Here is a 15,490-nt window from a genome sequence, read left to right on the forward strand (position 1 = left end):
CGCTTACTGTTCTTGCTTAAACCTGTGTATCTGCCTGCGCTGCTTCTTGGTAGGCCTGTTGACCGGCTTATCAATCATTCCTCCCGCTGCCTTGCGGGCCACCGCTTCTGCTTCTCGCTTTTTGATGCTGGCTTCGGTCTCCTCGTAAAGTAGCTGTGCTTGCTCGGCACCACGCCGTTGGCCAGAGAGTGCTTTGACCTCAATCACTTTTTCATCCCAGCCCTGGCGGATATGCAGGGTGTCGCCCACTGATATTTCCTTAGAAACCTTCACTCTTTGGCCATCCAGATGCACCTTGCCACCTTCGATCGCGGCTTTGGCCAGGCTGCGGGTCTTGAAGAAGCGCGCGGCCCACAGCCACTTGTCCAGACGCAGCTTGTCGCTGTTGAAGTTTCCGCTCATGATGCTGTTTCCGCGCTCACGGCTGTGTCGCCTCCGGCATTATCTCGTCAAAATGATGGATTCCAGGAAAGCGGGTATCAATGCGCTTTTGTCGCTGGCTGTCTGGCTGCAGTAGCGTCAGCAGATGGGCAATGCCATATTGGTGGGCCGAGTCTAGCACTCGCTCGGTATCATCGATCAACAGCGTTCGCTTGGGGTCGTAGGGGTGTAACTCCTGCAGGCGGTGCCAGAAAGCCTGCTCTTCTTTGGGTGCGTCGAGTTCGTGAGACACCACCACCCGGTCGAACCAGCCAGTGATGTCTACGTGTTCCATTTTGATATCCAGGGTTTTACGGTGGGCGTTGGTCACCATTACCACATCCTGGTGCGACTCGTGCAGCCTGGCCAGAAAGTCCATGGTGTGTGGGCGCACGCTCACCATGTGCTTGACCTCACGCTTAATGGCAGGAATATCCAATTTTAGCCGGTCTGACCAGAAATCCAGTGAGTACCAGTCCAGGGTGCCCTGGTCGATGCTAAAAGCGGCATGCAATCTCTTGGTAGATTCGGCATTGCCAAGCTGGTGAGTCTCGGCATAGACCTTGGGTATGTGGTGCATCCAGAAGAAGTTATCGAAATGCAGGTCCAGTAGGGTGCCGTCCATATCGAGTAGTACCGTGTCTATGCCGTTCCAGTCGATCATGAAAATGCCAAACCTTGAAAGATGATTGGATTATGCCCTGTCGCCGAGCGGCGCGCATCCTGACTGCGCTGGGCGTATAATAAAATCTTTTCGATGGAGTCTTACGTGCGCGATCTTTCCGCCCTCATTTCACCTCTGCTGGAGCTCTCCCTGTCAGCGGGGCAGGCTATAGCCGATCATTACTATGCACCGGGTGCGGATCAATACCAGTCCAAGGGCGATGATTCTCCGCTCACTCAAGCAGATTTAGCCTCCCACGATATTCTCGCGGCCGGGCTGCAGCAGATTACTCCTGAGCTGCCAATACTGTCTGAAGAGTCCAGCGATGAAGACAAGGCAAAGCGCCATGACTGGACCACTTTCTGGATGGTGGACCCCCTGGATGGCACCAAGGAGTTTTTAGCTCGAACCGGCGAATTCACGATTAACATCGCGCTGATAGATGATCACCAGCCCGTGTTGGGTATCATTTACCTGCCGCTCACACAGCAGGCTTATGTGGGTATTCCGGGACATGAAGCGCGAGTTTACCGGGGGCCAATGTGGAGTTACTCCGACCTGCTATCCCGATCCCTGGTGCAGGGGAGCCCAATGACTGTATTGGCAAGCCGTCGTCACCGAGGCCCCCGCTTGCAGTCCTGTCTGCGCTGGCTGGAAGAACACTGGGGTGAAATCGAGCGCGACAACAGCGGCAGCGCTCTGAAGTTCTGTCAGGTGGCCGCCGGCAAGGGAGATTTCTATCCCCGTTATTCCCCCTGCTGTGAGTGGGATACCGCCGCTGGCCAAGCGCTATTGGAGGCCTCCGGAGGCGCGCTTTTGGGGCTGGATGGCGCCCCCTTGCGTTATAACTGCCGGGACACTCTGCTAAGCGCAGATTTCCTTGCCATGGGCGATCCAGCGAATCCACTTTGGGCACAATTGTTGGCCAGTGGGGTGGGCTTGTCCGAATAGTGACTAACAATGCTTGTGCCGGTAATCCATGTGAGTATAGTGTTTCACTCGGATCGAATATCGCACGATGTAGACTGATGAACGCATGACTGACACTACGGACATAAGCTTCAATGGTTCCGCAAACCAGGAAGCTGCCAATGAGGTGATGACCCCGGCCATGCGCCTGTTCGAGTTACAGACCAAGCACAGGGCATTAGACGCCCGAATTCACGAAATGTACGAATTCCCCTACCAGAACCACATTTTGCTGCAGCGCCTAAAAAAAGAGAAACTTCGCCTGAAAGATGCCATCGAGCATTTAAAAGACGACATGATCCCAGATCTCAACGCCTGACCCCTTCGGAAACACAATGAACAAGACTTTTTCTATATTGACCGGCCTCGTGATGACGCTGGCAGCAAGCCTGTGCGCTGCACAAGCTGAAGACGCTCCTAAAGTGACAGTAACGCCCATCAAGGGGCCTCTTTATATGCTCGATGGCAGTGGGGGCAACCTGGTCGCCTCTATTGGCGATGACGGGGTGCTGCTAATCGATGCCGACTATGCGCCCTGGGCAGAAGCGCATGCTGCAGCAATAGCTGGTATAGATCCAGATGCCGCATCGCCGCGCTTCCTGTTGAATACACATTGGCATGGCGATCATGTGGGCGGCAATGAGCACTGGGGCACGCAGGGCACGGTGATTATGGCGCATGAAAACATTTATCAGCGGATGAGCACCCGCCAGGAAATGAAAGCCCTGGGCCGAGTGGTAGAACCCAGTCCAGCGGCGGCCTTGCCGGTGGTGACCTATGAGGATTCGATTGCCGTGCGCTTCAATGGCGATGTCATTCAGGTCCAGCATTTTCCCACCGGACACACCGACGGCGACTCAGTGGTGTTCTTTACCGAGCAGAACGTGGTGCACATTGGCGACCATGTGTTTGAGAATGCCTTTCCGTTTGTTGATATCGGCTCCGGTGGCAACGTGCTGGGCTACCTGAGCAATTTAGAGAAGGTTCTCGCGATGATTGATGACCAGACCATTATCGTCCCCGGGCATGGCACCTCGCTGTTGAGTAAACAGGATCTGCAAGAATGGGTGACGATGTTAAAGTCCTCTGTGAGCCGGGTTGCTGCGCTATTGCAGTCAGGTAGGACGGTGGACGAAATTGCTGAAAATGGGCTTGGTGTCGAATACGACTCCTTTGGTCAGGGCTTTATCAAAGAGCCGATGTGGATTGGTTTTATTGCGGCTAGTTTGTAGAAGCCGCAGAGCAAGGCGGAGTTTCACTCAATCGCCCCTTCCAGTCTCAGCAGCACCCGCTTAGCGTCTAACCCGCCGGCGAACCCGGTCAAAGATCCGTCACTACCAATCACGCGATGGCAGGGCACCACAATCGGTAGGGAATTGCGTCCATTGGCTGCGCCCACCGCTCTTACGGCTTTTGGCTTTTCCAGACTCTCGGCAATATCACGATAGCTGCGTAACTCTCCAAAGGGTATGGCTGTCAGTGCCTGCCACACGTTTTTTTGAAACTCGGTGCCGGTGGGCGCAAGCGGTAAATCGAAGTGCTGTCGTTTGCCCGCAAAGTACTCCTTAAGCTGATCGCCGCAGGCTTTTAATACGGGGTCGATGCGTTCCTCGCCTTCAATAGTAGCTGTTTGCAGATTTTCAAACTCGATGGCGACGAGGGACTCACCGTTGGAAACCAGTCTCAGCTTTCCGACCGGGCTACTCAGGTATTGGTAGTTCATGGGGTATAGCTCCTCCAGAGCAGATTGGCCGCATAGGAGCGCCACGGGCGCCATCGTGCTGCGGCATCATTTAATTTGCCTTCGCTACCCGGCAAGTTTGCCCAGGTGCGCTCAAGACCCAGGTCACCAGTGGGAAATACATCCGGGTCGCCGGCGCCGCGCACGGCAACCATGCCCACGGTCCATGGGCCCACGCCCTTGAAGTCTGCCAGCGCCTCCAACGTGAGCTCGTCTTCGCGGTCACTATAGGTTTGGCAAAGCGAGCGCAGGGTTTCCCTGCGGCGAGAGGGCATGGGGAAGTGTTCGTCTGTCAGGGCGGCTATGTCAGCGGCGCCCGGAAATGTGACTATGCCCTCTTTAGTGCAAGCCTTGGCAAGCCTCGCCAAAACGGTGCGGGCAGCAACGGTGCTCACCTGTTGTCCCACAATTGCGCGCACGGCAGATTCGAACAGGCTCCAATGCCCGGGGGAACGGGCCCCCGGCGACCGCTTTGAAAGCTGGCCTAGAGCGGGATCTTGTTGCAGCAATGCGCTGATCTGTTCAGGGTTAGCGTCCAGGTCGAACATTCGCCTCACCTGCCCCACGGTCGACATCAAGCGACTGTTGTCCGGCAGTTGTAGGCGCAATTCCAACGCATTTTTATTTTTGTGCGGCTTTATTTCCAGTTGGGCGACGCCAGCCGTCGTTCGAAAGTTACGCAGGTAGCGCGAGTCAATAATTTCTTCGACACCTGCTATGGCATGGTGAGACAGGAAGTCCACGACACCGTTCCAGTCGTAAGGAGGTCGATACTGCAATTGTAAATGGATGTCGGCACTACCCTGGGCTTTGCGCCGACCCCTCAGGTTGGAGGGGGTCAACCTAAAATGATCCTTCACCGCGCTGTTGAAACGTCGAACGCTGCCAAAACCTGCGGCGTAGGCTACTTCAGTGAGAGGAAGTCCTGTTTCGGCCAATAACTTTTTGGCGAACAGCAGGCGCTGGTTGAGTGCGACTGCCTGTGGCGAGACTCCCAGCTCTTGCTGGAACAGTTTGCGTAGATAGCGTTCGCCAATGCCCAGACGATCAGCGAGGTCCCCCAGGCTTCCTTCGCTAAGCGCGTTCTGCCGAATGAGTTGCAGGGCTCTTTGAACGGTGGTCGTGGTGCCTTCCCAAGCGGGGCTACCCGGGGCAGACTCCGGGCGGCAGCGCAAGCAGGGGCGATAACCTGCTGCGGCTGCCTGAGTTGCCAATCGAAAGTAGCTCACGTTTTTTTCTGCGGGTGCTCGCGCTGGACATATTGGGCGGCAATAAATACCTGTGGTTTTAACCGCGAGAAAGAATTCGCCATCAAAACGGGGATCTCGCGACATGCGTGCCCGGCTGCAGAGGTCGGCGTCTAATACCTGTGCTTGAGGTTGTTCAGAGTCCATGGTCCCAATATAGACCTCTAACCAGTCGTGTACTAGCCAAAATCGGCCCTCAATAGACCGGCTGTAATTGGGCGTCCTGCGTATTAGAATTAGCGCTCGCGCATTGCTGATGTATGTTCGACAATGCCGACCAATCTTTATGTCCCGCTATACTTCGAGGTGTCCATGCGCGCTATTTTAGTTATTCCCCTGGTTTTACTGATTGCTGCATGCCAGTCTGCCTAATACGAGGCCGCAGAGCAGGTGGGTTATCACAAGCGCGATATTCTGGTTGACAGGGTGGAGAGCCCACGGGATGCCGAGGAGCAGTTTCAGGATGCGCTGGAGCAGTTGTCTGAGTTGACTGACTTTGATGGTGGCGATCTGGAATATATCTATGAAGAGGTCGCCGATGAGTACGAGTCATCCTTAGAAGCTGCCGAGAAAGTGACGGAGCAGATCAACGCAGTGGAGCACGTGGCCAAGTCGCTGTTTGCAGAGTGGGAGGAAGAAATTAACCAGTATTCCAACGCCCGGCTCAAGTCTGAGAGTCAGGCCAAATTGCGAGAAACACGCAGTCGCTATAACGGGATGATGACAGCCATGCGTAAATCGGAAGCGAAGATGGACCCAGTGCTACGAGCGATGAACGATAATGTGCTGTATCTCAAACATAACCTGAATGCCAAAGCGGTGGCATCTCTTCAGGTTGAATTCAGCCGGATCGAGCAGGATATAGAGGTTTTAATCGTGGAGATGCGTAAGTCTATTGCCTCTTCCGACGCCTTTATCGCCAGTATGAAGTAGTACTATGGATTTAATTGTTTTCGCAGTTCCTTTTTTCATCCTTCTAATCGTGGTGGAGTTGGCCTATGGCGTCTCCACAGGACGCAACACCTATCGCCTCAACGACGCGGTCAGCAGTTTGTTTATGGGAGTTTTGAGCCAGGCCAGACGGTTTGTCACGCTGGGGATTGGCGGCTACATCTATTATCTCGTCACCGAGTACTTTGCCCTTTCCCTTATGGACAGCTCTCATTGGTGGACCTGGATGCTGGCCTTTGTACTGTACGATTTTTGCTATTACTGGCTCCATCGTTTGGGCCATGAGCGAACGATTCTCTGGGCCTCGCACGTGGCGCATCACCAGAGTGAAGAATACAACTTGAGCACGGCGCTGCGCCAAACCAGCACCGGGTTCTTATTTAGCTGGTTGTTTTACGTTCCCATGTTTGCGCTTGGCATTCCCGCCGAGGTCGTGGTGACAGTTGGCTCGCTTAACCTGATTTACCAGTTCTGGGTGCACACCGAGCACATACCCAAGCTTGGCAAGTATGAGTGGTTTTTTATTACACCCTCCAATCATCGAGTGCACCACGCCCAGAACGATATCTACATGGATCGCAACTACGGTGGCGTTTTCATTCTTTGGGACCGACTGTTTGGTACCTTCCAGGAAGAATTGAAAGAGCAGCCGGTGATTTTCGGTATTCGCGGACCGCTGCGCAGTTTTAACCCCGTTCAAGCGATTACTCACGTTTACGTCGATATGGCGAAAGACAGCTGGCGCGCGCAGCGATGGCAGGACAAACTGAAAGTATGGGTCGCCCGCACTGGCTGGCAACCCGCAGATGTGGCAGAAAAGTATCCGCGCAATAAGAATGACCTCTCCACTTTCGAGAAGTATGACCCTACGGTACCCGGGCGGGTGTCCTGGTATGGCTTTTTCCAACTGGTTGCTGTGGTGCTGTTATTAGGCTGGATGGAAAGTGCGCAGCCTGACTATTGGGGCGGCGTAGCCGCTTGGGCTTCGTTGTTGGCAACCACCATGACTACGGCCTTCTGGCTGGAGGCAAAGGGTGCTGATGCGGTGATGTTTTGGGAGAAATTGCGTCTGGTGTTTCTCGGGCTGCTGGTTCTTGTGACTGCGTTAAACGGTGCTGCGATTGCGTGGGTGGGAGTCTTTTATGTGGGTTTGAACGTGATCTTTTTAAGGTCTCTTGCTACGCCGTTTAACCGAGCAGCTGCGTCGGTTCCAGGCTGATCGAGTCTTTGCCATTGTCGATGTAAACCACACCGCCAACCACGCTGACATTGAGTTGCATGGTTCTGCTGATCAGTCCGGCGAGTGCCTCCACCTCTCCCCAATCAAATTTCCACACCTCTATTCTCGGCAACCCGCCGATCGCCTCGCTATTGAGCTTCCACCAGGTATCTGCGCTTTTGCCAAATGCATACAGTTTTACTTCACCGGATTTGCCGCAAGCTTTGCGCAGTCGAGGCTCTTCGGGCTGGCCGATTTCAATCCACTGCTGTATTTCACCGCTATCGGAATGACGCCAGATGTCTGGCTCATCAGCGGTAGACAGTCCCTTGGTGAACTCCAGGTTTCTTGCGCTGTTCAGGCAGTACGCTAAAAGTCGCGCTGCCATTCTCTGTAGTGTTTCGGAGGGGTGCTGGGCGATAGTGACAGACAGTGAATCGAAGCAATTTCGATCAGAGTCGGCCAGTTCTATTTGGGCTTTGTAGATAGTTGGTTTGAGGGCCATTCAGTTGTCCTGGTTCTTTAGTTGCTCAACCGCATGATCGGCAAAGCCTGCGCCTGCCTGTGCATAGAGATTAAATGCAGAGAAGCCGTGTTGCTCCAGTTCGCGGCCTTCTTCTGCGAAGCGCACCACGGCGGCCATGCGGCCGGCGTACCCCAGATCCTTCAGCAAGCTACCTACCAACATATTTTCCTCGTGATGAGTGAGCGCTAGAAGCACCAACTCCACTTGATCTAACTGCACTCCATGCCAAAAATCTGGGTCGGATGCATCGGCTGTCACCACACGTCGATGCATGCGTGAATGCTGGCTCAGCTTGCGCTCGTTGAGATCAACACCGAGTACCCCGTAGCCATGTTCTTCTGCTATAGCGTCGTATGCGCCCGTGCCAATATTGCCCATTCCCAGCACGATGATTTTAGCTCCGTCTGTGTCTGGCTTTTGCTCAATCACCCGAGCGGATTCAAACCGCAGCCAAAATTTGTGATAGCGCCGGTAAAGCTGATGCGCTCGATTGCTGAGGGGGGAAGACAATACAAAACTGGTAGCGATGGCGAGTGACACCGCGCTGGCCCATTCGCTGCCTATCCAGCCGGTTGTTGCTGCTACGGCGACCACAACGAGGCCGAACTCGCTGTAGTTGCCCATCATACTGGCACTTAGCAGGGCCGTGCGGGGCGTGGTGTGTAGCCATGTCATCAGCGGGAAGTAGAGCGTGACCTTGAACACTGCCAATACACCCAGCACCAGGGCGAGAAGGAGGGCCTCTTCTTCTGGCCAGCCGTCCAGTCCTATGGTGAGAAAGAAACCCACGAGGAACAGGTCTTTGAAGTTCATTAAGTTGCGATAGAGTTCTTTGGATTTCTGGGTGCCGGCCAGTAACGCGCCAATGGCGAGCGCGCCCAGATCGCCCTTAAGGCCGGCATAGTCAAACAATGCCGCTCCGCCCAGAGCCAGGCCCAGGCCAAAGAGGGTGAAGAGTTCGCCGTGCCCGGCCCGCTCCATGAGTCGGGTGACTACACCACGCAGCGGCCATAACAGGATCAGGCCCAATGCTTCCACATGAGGAATGGTGCCCTTGGTAGCAGAGAGGAACAAGACAGCTGCCAGGTCCTGAATCACCAGGATGCCTATGGCCAGATTGGCGTGCCGAGACGACATTTCGCCGCGCTCCTGCATCACCTGAATGACGAAAACGGTACTGGAGAAGGTTAATGCGAATGCAATGATCAGGGTCTCGTTCATGGCAAGGCCGAGGCCTGGCATGAGTTGCCCTGCCAGCCAAAGCACGCCCATAAAGAACAATTGCATTGAGGCCATGTGAATGATGGTGGTGCCCCATACTTTCGGTTTGAGTAGCTCTGCCGGAGAAAGCTTGAGGCCAATAGTAAATAAAAGCAGGGTAACGCCCAGGTTCGCCAGGCCCTGCAGCAGTTCACCTCCCTCGATATTAGTTTCATGCAGCACGAAGCCGGCAGCCAGGTAACCGATTAACGCGGGCAGTCCCAGCGCTCGGCTAGCGAGGCCACCTGCCAGTGCGATCAGAATGATGATGGGGTCGAGCATGACTAGACGCTGGGCCTGTTGCGTACGTGCCAAAGTACCGTGGTGCTCAGGACAATAGTGATTAAATCTGCTACCAGTCCTGCCTGTTGCAGGGGTTCCAACACCGCGATTGATTTGAGTGTGTAAAGGGAGACCAGAGAACAAACGCTTATCGCTACAAACAGAGTGAAGCGTGACTGGCCGAACAAGCCGAGGCCAATGATCAAGTAAACGGTGCCCAGCAACAATGCGGCTACGGCTTGTTGGTCAAGCTCCCTAAACCACAGGGAAGCGACCTTTCCTGCGCCGGAAAAGGTGACCAATATGGCGGCGAGCAGTCGCAGGGTGTTTATCAAGTGATCGGGCATAGCCCCGAATGTACCATTTTTTTGTGGATAATTCGGTGGCACTGCGGCTTGTTGGCCGCTTCTGTTATTATTTCGCCATTCTGGAAACACCAAGAGCCCTATGCCAAATACTTCACTTCTTCCCCTGCTGTCGTCAGGAATGTTCGTTTCCGGTCAGGACCTTGCCGACCTGCTGGGGGTGAGTCGTACTGCCGTTTGGAAACAGCTCAACAAACTGGAAGAGCTGGGTCTGGAGATCGAATCTGTCAAAGGTAAGGGCTATCGTATTCCAGGCGGTATTACGTTGCTCGATGAGCAGGCGGTGCGAGACACCATGGCCGTGGACTCATTACCCTTGCTGGCGATGCTGGACCTGCGTGATGCTATCGGTTCGACCAATGCCGAGGCCATGTCCCAGATTGCCGCCGGTCGCGGTTCCGGCTACGTTTGCACTGCAGAACAGCAAACCGCTGGTCGGGGTCGTCGCGGGCGCGAGTGGGTAAGCCCCTATGCTCGTAATCTTTACCTGTCTGCGGTGTGGGAGTACGAGCAGGGTGCCGCCGTGCTGGAAGGTATGAGCCTGGCGGTGGGGGTGGTGGTTGCGCGAGCGTTGGCAGCCTGCGGTGTGCCACCGGTGCAACTGAAATGGCCTAATGACCTGTTATACGAGGGCGCGAAACTGGGCGGTATCCTGCTGGAAATGACGGGTGATCCCGCTGGCGCCTGTCAGGTGGTGGTTGGAATTGGTGTCAACGTGAGCATGCCAGGCAAAGCGGCAGAGGCGATTGATCAATCATGGACCGATGCCAGTCGCATCAACTCAGGCAGTCCGCTGGATCGCAATCTGCTGCTGGCCGCTATTCTCGATGAACTGCTACCGATGTTGGCCAGCTTTGAGGCCACTGGCTTTGAGGCCTGGCGTGACGAGTGGCTTTTACTGGACGCTTACGCTGGCGCAGACGTTGTTTTGCACAGCGGTAATAAAAAGATGGCGGGAAAGGCCATGGGAGTAGATAAACGTGGTGCCTTGTTATTGCAAACCGTCAGCGCCGGTGTGCAGGCGATATACGGCGGAGAAATTTCCTTGAGGCCAGCATCATGAGTCTATGTCTGCAACTGGACGTGGGAAACAGCAGCGCCAAATGGCGTTTGCTGGAGCAGGGCGACGTGCTGAGCCGCGGGCGCTATAGCGCTGCCGATGCCAACACGCAACGTGAATTGCTGGAATCTACTGCCAGCGTTGATCAGATTTGGGTGTCCAGCGTGGCCGGGGGTGACACCGAAGCAGAACTGAGGGAGATGCTGGAGCAACGGTGGGGCGTGACACCATGGTTTGCTCGAACGCCCGCTGCCACAGGTGACTTACGTAATAGCTATGCAGATCCAGCACGCATGGGTGTTGACCGATGGCTGGCAATGTTGGGTGCCAGAGCGCGTTGCGGCAAACGAGTGTGTGTGGTGGACGCAGGCTCGGCATTGACTATCGATCTGATCAGCGCAACAGGGCAGCATGAGGGCGGCTATATCATTCCGGGGCCTGCACTGATGGAGCGGGCCCTGCTATTGGATACTGACAGGGTGCGGTTTACCGATGAGGTGAGCTACGACCTTGCTCCGGGGTCTTCTACGGCCGAAGCCGTTCGCCATGGCATAGCTGTTGCGCAGGTGGGCTCTGTATCGATCGTGCTTGATGGTTGCGCGAGCGAACCTCCGGCGCTGATATTCTGCGGCGGCGCGGGACAAGTGCTGCAGCAACTTCTAGACCGGGGCGGAGAGTTTATACCTGAACTGGTATTCGAGGGCCTGGAAATTATGGCGGCTGCACCCTAGATCATATTTGGGCTAGCGGGTTAGTTTGGCCGGCGCGGCCTCCAGTTCGAGTGCTTCTGCGAGGTGACGTGAGCCTTCCATTGAGAGGTGTGCTGGATCGCGGTAAAGCATTTTTCCATCCAGCATGCCGTAACACTTTTTGGCGTCGCAAAAGGCTTTTGGCGTATCCCACAGCAAAGTTTGTGGGTTCTTTTGCCACGCGTTCAGAATGATCTGCCGATATTCACTTTCACGCTTGTTGTGCCGTTGACGGGGTATTTCGCAGTCCCTGGGTTTAAAGCCTGACAAGCGCACCGGGCGTATGTCTAGACAGGTTTTTGGATCAAAGCCCAGCCCGGGCCAGTCGATAACCAAGACGACTTTCTTATTGGCAGCTAACAGCATAGCTATTGTTTTATCCAGCGCATTAGCAAAAATAAGGCGGTTGTTAGTCGCCGTCGGGGTCGAATTATCTCGAAGCACATAGCGCGGTTGCTTCTGGTTTAGGTACATCGGTCCCATTGAAGAAAGGTAGACAGTAGTCAGCGCAGGGTCTTGGATAGCCCAATCCAGGTGACTTCGGGTAACGTCTTTGCAAAAATCCAGGTTGCCGGAATCTTGAACTGCCACCCCGTACAGTGGCGGGCAGCCGCCCCGACCGAGGCGCACCACTCCAATATTGGAGCTGCGGTAGTGATGTGCCAGAGCGAAGAAGGTATTGGTACTGTGGCTGTCACCGATGACGGCAATTTGCGGTGGTTTGCCATCGCTGAGGCAGCGCCCGGCAAGGCCTAATGCCTCGCTGCAGTCATCTCTTTCATGAAGGCCCAGTTCCTGCCAATAAAAGGCACCGGCACTAGCATTGAGCTCCGCGGTGCGTTCGGGAAATCCATCTTTTTTGAAAATGGCATAACCGGCTGCTCCCAATGTGAATAGGCAGGCCAGCAAAATCATTGGTGTGTATCTCCCGGGGTGATAGCGCAACCGCGATTCCACCTGGCGATAACTCAGCCAGGCCAGGAGCACGCTTATAGTCACAGCCACCAGCCGAATCTCAACGCTTGGCTCTCCTTGCTCCATGATCCGGGCAAATGTTAGCAAGGGCCAATGCCATAGGTAGAGTGGGAAGCTGATCTTGCCGATGAGCACCAGTACGGAGCTGCCCATTAACTGCGCCAGTCTATGACTGGGCCCTGACCAGATGAGTAGCACTGCTCCAAAGGTAGGTAGCAGGGCCCACCATCCGGGAAAGTCCCGCTCACGGTTGATAAATACTACGGCACACATTAGCAGGCCTAGTCCCACCATTGCTGTCAGGTTGTTGGCGGTGACCGACACCCTGCTTAGGGGCAGGGCGGCGATTAGTGCACCCAGGAGCAACTCCCACACGCGGAACTGAGGCAGGAAAAAACTTGCCGCATTGTCATTAGTTATCGTTATTCCCATGCTGAAAGACAACAGGGCTAGTCCCGCTATTATGAAGACAATGCGGCTGGGCCAGCGAGCAGCTAATAGCAAGGCCAGTGGCCAAAGCAGATAAAACTGTTCTTCCACACCCAGTGACCACAGGTGCAGCAGTGGCTTTAGCTTACTGTTCGTATCGAAGTAACCCGCCTCAGTCCAGAACAGGATATTGGGCGCAAACACAGAGGAAGCGGCAGTTTGCTGGCCCAGCATGGCGTACTCATAGGGAAGCAGAACCCACCAGCCAGCGATTAGACAAAACAGCAGGACTAACAGTAAAGCGGGAATAATTCTTTGGATGCGACGGCGATAAAATTCGATGATCGAAAACTTTGCCTTGGCCTGACCCTGCAGAATTATTCCCGTAATCAGGTAGCCGGAAATGACGAAAAACACGTCCACTCCTACAAAGCCTCCAGGCAGGAGTGTGGGGAAGGCGTGATATACAACCACCGCGATGATTGAAAAAGCCCTGAGACCGTCGATATCGGGACGGTAGTTGTTCATCGCCGAGTGTTCAGTGTAAAAAACCCTGTCGCCATAGCATGGTTAGTTCCTTGTGGACAGTTGGACAAAGCAAGCAGCGATGCATAAGGTTACCAGAGAGATTTAGCCCAGTCCGTTCAAGGGCAGTCATAACCTCCTGGAATGTCTTATAATAACGAATTGCTATTGGACAATCTGCAGAATCGGGCCAACAATTAAATGAAGGCCATCCGATTGTCGTGTGTATGAAAGGAAATGTTATGAAAGCAATATTGCGCATTTTTTTGATGTCTGCGGGCTTGCTAGCTCTTGCGGCACAGGGAGCGCCGACTGTTCAAATAAAAGGTGGTCATACATCAATCGGGGTATCAGAGGATTTTTTGCTCCAACTAGACGGTTGTGACGTTACCCGCGTCAAGCCTGGTGTTGTTAAGCCTGGCGTGGAGCGCATGCGTTTTCCGGTGAGCGGTGGTGCTCTTGACCTTGAATATCTTGAGGGAGAGGTCGATCACCGAGGCGGTATAAACATTGATTGCGCTGCAATTGTGGGTCAGGTCACGATTGAAAACCTTCGTATCGATGCGATTCAGGATGAAGAAGACGAAATAAGACCCATGATCACAGCGCTAGTATCCATCGATGATAGCGTTATAGGGCGCATCGATTTCGCCGCCCCAGGTGGGGCTGAATTTGAGGTGCTTACTCAGGGAAACGTCGTTCAGCTTCGTAAGGCCAGCTTGAGCTTGGCGGAAGAAGCCAGGGAATTTCTAAAAATTGTACTGGATCTGGACTTGCCCGAAAATCTGCTGGTGGGTGAGGCGAATAGTCGCATCAATATAAAAACTGCAAAGGACGATGATCATCCCGGAAATGGCTTTGCCAAAGGTAAAAATAAGGGCGAGGACAGCGATCAGGAAGATGATGAAGATGACGAGGAAGAAGATGAATCTTGAAATGGTCTAGTTTTCTAGGTCGTTTCAACAACTACATCGTTTTGAACTGCGATTATATACCTCACTCTCACTCTCCTGGACCTCTTTTGCCCCCAGGCTGACGAGCTCCAAAGAGGCGGCCCTCCCTGATGATTAGCTCATAGCGCTCAAAGGGCAGTATACGGGGAGCGAATTAGTGACTTCGCTATTGCATCCCACCCCCACTTTCCCTAAAATCCCCGACCTCAAAACGGGTCAGGCGTTTGTCTGCCCCATCTTGCGCTTAGCTGGCGTAGCTCAGTAGGTAGAGCAGCTGATTTGTAATCAGCCGGTCGGGGGTTCGATTCCTCTCGCCAGCTCCATATTTTCTTACTTTATGGTCTGTTCCTTCCATATTGATGCAAGAAGGCCTTTCGCCTCACTATCCCTAACTTTCTGGGTGTTTTCGTCGATAAAGTTTGTGCCTTCTATATATAGGCATCGATAACCTGGAAATCGGTTAAAAAACGATCGCTCTAAATCCCTCTTCAAGAGGGTTAACAGGCCCTGATATCGCTACCTGAAAAATAAGTGCAATAGTGTGCGTAAGTCGATAATTTTATTGGGAGAAGTGGTTGACAAGAGGGGGGTCGATACGGACAATGTGCCGCCTTCTGGAGGGGTTCCCGAGTGGCCAAAGGGATCAGACTGTAAATCTGACGCGAAAGCTTCGGTGGTTCGAATCCACCCCCCTCCACCAAATACCGGGAGTGTCTGGAAGCGCGTCCATCGGGTTAACTCGTTGATCTGGAAGGGAAATTTGGTTTAGAGCGCAGCGGGTGTAGTTCAATGGTAGAACCTCAGCCTTCCAAGCTGATGATGCGGGTTCGATCCCCGCCACCCGCTCCAGAGTTAGAAGGCTCAGGGCTCATATAGCTCAGTCGGTAGAGCACTTCCTTGGTAAGGAAGAGGTCACCGGTTCAAATCCGGTTATGAGCTCCACTTCTACAGTGAGAAATTGTAGTTAGTTTGTTAAACGTAAGCGGTTCAATGCAAAGGCTACGGCCGGTGTCATAGGAGATTGTCGTAATGGCAAAAGAAACATTCGAACGTACTAAGCCCCACGTAAATGTGGGTACCATCGGTCACGTTGACCACGGTAAAACTACCCTGACAGCAGCCCTGACACGCGTATGCGCGGAAGTCTGGGGTGGC

General features: G+C 54.0%; 16 protein-coding genes, 4 tRNA genes and 1 pseudogene. 13 read left to right on the forward strand and 8 right to left on the reverse strand.

Annotated elements, in window-relative coordinates:
* Positions 1-3: 3 nt before the first annotated feature.
* Both EYC87_RS19100 and yrfG read right to left on the reverse strand, forming a co-directional pair.
* Complete coding sequence (locus EYC87_RS19100; protein ID WP_279254306.1) at positions 4-402, reverse strand: RNA-binding S4 domain-containing protein; 399 nt, start codon at positions 400-402, stop codon at positions 4-6.
* Between the two features lie 16 nt (positions 403-418).
* The gene (gene yrfG, locus EYC87_RS19105) at positions 419-1,084 is read right to left on the reverse strand and encodes a GMP/IMP nucleotidase (RefSeq protein ID WP_279254307.1); all 666 of its coding nucleotides are present in this window, start codon (positions 1,082-1,084) and stop codon (positions 419-421) included.
* A 105-nt stretch (positions 1,085-1,189) separates the two neighbouring features.
* On the opposite strand from yrfG, the gene cysQ reads away from it, so the two are divergent.
* The 3 genes from cysQ (at position 1,190) to EYC87_RS19120 (ending at position 3,285) form a co-directional block, all read left to right on the forward strand.
* On the forward strand, positions 1,190-2,035 hold the full coding sequence (gene cysQ / locus EYC87_RS19110; protein WP_279254308.1) for a 3'(2'),5'-bisphosphate nucleotidase CysQ: 846 nt from the start codon (positions 1,190-1,192) through the stop codon (positions 2,033-2,035).
* A gap of 85 nt (positions 2,036-2,120) precedes the next feature.
* Positions 2,121-2,372, forward strand: a complete 252-nt coding sequence (locus EYC87_RS19115) for a YdcH family protein (protein ID WP_007228109.1) — start codon at positions 2,121-2,123, stop codon at positions 2,370-2,372.
* Positions 2,373-2,388: 16 nt separating this feature from the next.
* Positions 2,389-3,285, forward strand: a complete 897-nt coding sequence (locus tag EYC87_RS19120) for an MBL fold metallo-hydrolase (RefSeq protein WP_279254309.1) — start codon at positions 2,389-2,391, stop codon at positions 3,283-3,285.
* Between the two features lie 23 nt (positions 3,286-3,308).
* Here EYC87_RS19120 and EYC87_RS19125 read toward each other — a convergent pair whose 3' ends face one another.
* Both EYC87_RS19125 and EYC87_RS19130 read right to left on the reverse strand, forming a co-directional pair.
* On the reverse strand, positions 3,309-3,776 hold the full coding sequence (locus EYC87_RS19125) for a methylated-DNA--[protein]-cysteine S-methyltransferase (RefSeq protein ID WP_279254310.1): 468 nt from the start codon (positions 3,774-3,776) through the stop codon (positions 3,309-3,311).
* Positions 3,773-5,188 carry a DNA-3-methyladenine glycosylase 2 family protein gene (locus tag EYC87_RS19130; protein WP_279254311.1) on the reverse strand — a complete coding sequence of 472 codons (1,416 nt, stop codon included), beginning with the start codon at positions 5,186-5,188 and terminating at the stop codon, positions 3,773-3,775. Before EYC87_RS19130 ends, EYC87_RS19125 begins: the two co-directional genes overlap by 4 nt.
* Positions 5,189-5,425: 237 nt before the next feature.
* On the opposite strand from EYC87_RS19130, the pseudogene EYC87_RS19135 reads away from it, so the two are divergent.
* Positions 5,426-5,974: pseudogene (locus tag EYC87_RS19135) on the forward strand (DUF2959 family protein); the annotation flags it as partial.
* A 4-nt stretch (positions 5,975-5,978) separates the two neighbouring features.
* Complete coding sequence (locus EYC87_RS19140; protein WP_279254313.1) at positions 5,979-7,211, forward strand: sterol desaturase family protein; 1,233 nt, start codon at positions 5,979-5,981, stop codon at positions 7,209-7,211.
* Here EYC87_RS19140 and EYC87_RS19145 read toward each other — a convergent pair.
* The 3 genes from EYC87_RS19145 to EYC87_RS19155 are packed head-to-tail and all read right to left on the reverse strand — an operon-like array spanning position 7,180 to position 9,626.
* On the reverse strand, positions 7,180-7,716 hold the full coding sequence (locus EYC87_RS19145) for a YaeQ family protein (RefSeq protein ID WP_279254314.1): 537 nt from the start codon (positions 7,714-7,716) through the stop codon (positions 7,180-7,182). The genes EYC87_RS19140 and EYC87_RS19145 overlap by 32 nt on opposite strands.
* A complete protein-coding gene (locus EYC87_RS19150; RefSeq protein WP_279254315.1) occupies positions 7,717-9,312 on the reverse strand; it encodes a cation:proton antiporter family protein in 1,596 nt (531 codons plus the stop codon).
* Positions 9,282-9,626 (reverse strand): hypothetical protein, encoded by a 345-nt coding sequence (locus tag EYC87_RS19155; protein ID WP_279254316.1) that lies wholly within the window; start codon positions 9,624-9,626, stop codon positions 9,282-9,284. Before EYC87_RS19155 ends, EYC87_RS19150 begins: the two co-directional genes overlap by 31 nt.
* Positions 9,627-9,726: 100 nt before the next feature.
* On the opposite strand from EYC87_RS19155, the gene birA reads away from it, so the two are divergent.
* Together birA and EYC87_RS19165 are read left to right on the forward strand one after the other, a co-directional pair.
* Positions 9,727-10,707: a bifunctional biotin--[acetyl-CoA-carboxylase] ligase/biotin operon repressor BirA gene (birA, locus tag EYC87_RS19160; protein ID WP_279254317.1), complete on the forward strand. Its 981-nt coding sequence runs from the start codon at positions 9,727-9,729 to the stop codon at positions 10,705-10,707.
* Positions 10,704-11,435, forward strand: a complete 732-nt coding sequence (locus EYC87_RS19165) for a type III pantothenate kinase (protein ID WP_279254318.1) — start codon at positions 10,704-10,706, stop codon at positions 11,433-11,435. Before birA ends, EYC87_RS19165 begins: the two co-directional genes overlap by 4 nt.
* Positions 11,436-11,447: 12 nt before the next feature.
* On the opposite strand, the gene EYC87_RS19170 is transcribed toward EYC87_RS19165, so the two are convergent.
* Positions 11,448-13,385: an acyltransferase family protein gene (locus EYC87_RS19170; protein ID WP_279254319.1), complete on the reverse strand. Its 1,938-nt coding sequence runs from the start codon at positions 13,383-13,385 to the stop codon at positions 11,448-11,450.
* Between the two features lie 239 nt (positions 13,386-13,624).
* Between EYC87_RS19170 and EYC87_RS19175 the strand changes: the two genes are divergently transcribed.
* The 6 genes from EYC87_RS19175 to EYC87_RS19200 form a co-directional block, all read left to right on the forward strand.
* The gene (locus EYC87_RS19175) at positions 13,625-14,317 is read left to right on the forward strand and encodes a hypothetical protein (RefSeq protein ID WP_279254320.1); all 693 of its coding nucleotides are present in this window, start codon (positions 13,625-13,627) and stop codon (positions 14,315-14,317) included.
* Positions 14,318-14,582: 265 nt separating this feature from the next.
* Positions 14,583-14,658: transfer RNA gene (locus EYC87_RS19180), tRNA-Thr, on the forward strand.
* Positions 14,659-14,951: 293 nt separating this feature from the next.
* Positions 14,952-15,035 (forward strand) — tRNA-Tyr (locus EYC87_RS19185).
* Positions 15,036-15,110: 75 nt separating this feature from the next.
* Positions 15,111-15,184 (forward strand) — tRNA-Gly (locus EYC87_RS19190).
* A gap of 17 nt (positions 15,185-15,201) precedes the next feature.
* Positions 15,202-15,277, forward strand: a tRNA-Thr gene (locus EYC87_RS19195).
* Positions 15,278-15,364: 87 nt separating this feature from the next.
* A partial coding sequence (locus tag EYC87_RS19200; RefSeq protein ID WP_279254321.1) for a GTP-binding protein occupies positions 15,365-15,490 on the forward strand: 126 nt, incomplete at its 3' end.

Source organism: Candidatus Seongchinamella marina (assembly GCF_026262685.1).
Lineage (GTDB): Bacteria > Pseudomonadota > Gammaproteobacteria > Pseudomonadales > Halieaceae > Halioglobus > Halioglobus marinus.

Excerpts from the sequence above, each read along its gene's own strand:
- EYC87_RS19100 (WP_279254306.1), bottom strand. The coding sequence starts at position 402 with ATGAGCGGAAACTTCAACAGCGACAAGCTGCGTCTGGACAAGTGGCTG.
- yrfG (WP_279254307.1), bottom strand. The coding sequence starts at position 1,084 with ATGATCGACTGGAACGGCATAGACACGGTACTACTCGATATGGACGGC.
- EYC87_RS19115 (WP_007228109.1), top strand. The coding sequence starts at position 2,121 with ATGACTGACACTACGGACATAAGCTTCAATGGTTCCGCAAACCAGGAA.
- EYC87_RS19120 (WP_279254309.1), top strand. The coding sequence starts at position 2,389 with ATGAACAAGACTTTTTCTATATTGACCGGCCTCGTGATGACGCTGGCA.
- EYC87_RS19125 (WP_279254310.1), bottom strand. The coding sequence starts at position 3,776 with ATGAACTACCAATACCTGAGTAGCCCGGTCGGAAAGCTGAGACTGGTT.
- EYC87_RS19130 (WP_279254311.1), bottom strand. The coding sequence starts at position 5,188 with ATGGACTCTGAACAACCTCAAGCACAGGTATTAGACGCCGACCTCTGC.
- EYC87_RS19140 (WP_279254313.1), top strand. The coding sequence starts at position 5,979 with ATGGATTTAATTGTTTTCGCAGTTCCTTTTTTCATCCTTCTAATCGTG.
- EYC87_RS19145 (WP_279254314.1), bottom strand. The coding sequence starts at position 7,716 with ATGGCCCTCAAACCAACTATCTACAAAGCCCAAATAGAACTGGCCGAC.
- EYC87_RS19155 (WP_279254316.1), bottom strand. The coding sequence starts at position 9,626 with ATGCCCGATCACTTGATAAACACCCTGCGACTGCTCGCCGCCATATTG.
- birA (WP_279254317.1), top strand. The coding sequence starts at position 9,727 with ATGCCAAATACTTCACTTCTTCCCCTGCTGTCGTCAGGAATGTTCGTT.
- EYC87_RS19165 (WP_279254318.1), top strand. The coding sequence starts at position 10,704 with ATGAGTCTATGTCTGCAACTGGACGTGGGAAACAGCAGCGCCAAATGG.
- EYC87_RS19170 (WP_279254319.1), bottom strand. The coding sequence starts at position 13,385 with ATGAACAACTACCGTCCCGATATCGACGGTCTCAGGGCTTTTTCAATC.
- EYC87_RS19175 (WP_279254320.1), top strand. The coding sequence starts at position 13,625 with ATGAAAGCAATATTGCGCATTTTTTTGATGTCTGCGGGCTTGCTAGCT.